The sequence below is a fragment of the Fructilactobacillus sp. X8R2C1 genome (assembly GCF_059900955.1).
This window is the reverse complement of record NZ_JBWXVI010000016.1, coordinates 1-433: the sequence shown is the minus strand read 5'-3', so window position 1 is coordinate 433 and position 433 is coordinate 1. Positions and strand designations below refer to the sequence as shown.

Sequence of the window (433 nt, the reverse complement as noted above, 5' to 3'; positions counted from 1 at the left end):
TTGAGCCGTTAGCTCAGTTGGTAGAGCATCTGACTTTTAATCAGAGGGTCGGCGGTTCGAACCCGCCACGGCTCATTATTTATATAAATAGCATGTATGCCGACTTAGCTCAGTTGGCAGAGCACCTGTCTTGTAAACAGGGGGTCGGAGGTTCGAATCCTCTAGTCGGCATTTATGCGGAAGTAGTTCAGTGGTAGAACGCCACCTTGCCATGGTGGAGGTCGCGGGTTCGAATCCCGTCTTCCGCTTATGTCAATTTATAATGCCGGGGTGGCGGAATTGGCAGACGCACAGGACTTAAAATCCTGCGGTCAGTGATGACCGTACCGGTTCGATCCCGGTCCTCGGCATATTATTATGCACCTATAGCGCAATTGGATAGAGTGTCTGACTACGAATCAGAAGGTTGTAGGTTCGACTCCTACTAGGTGCA

At 50.3% G+C, this 433-nt stretch carries 5 tRNA genes; all 5 read left to right on the top strand.

Annotated features, from left to right (window positions below):
• The first annotated feature begins 2 nt into the window (after positions 1-2).
• The 5 genes from AC6UD6_RS06975 (at position 3) to AC6UD6_RS06955 (ending at position 433) form a co-directional block, all read left to right on the top strand.
• A tRNA-Lys gene (locus tag AC6UD6_RS06975) sits at positions 3-75 on the top strand.
• Between the two features lie 23 nt (positions 76-98).
• A tRNA-Thr gene (locus tag AC6UD6_RS06970) sits at positions 99-171 on the top strand.
• Positions 172-176: 5 nt separating this feature from the next.
• A tRNA-Gly gene (locus AC6UD6_RS06965) sits at positions 177-248 on the top strand.
• A 16-nt stretch (positions 249-264) separates the two neighbouring features.
• Positions 265-350: transfer RNA gene (locus AC6UD6_RS06960), tRNA-Leu, on the top strand.
• A gap of 9 nt (positions 351-359) precedes the next feature.
• A tRNA-Arg gene (locus AC6UD6_RS06955) sits at positions 360-433 on the top strand.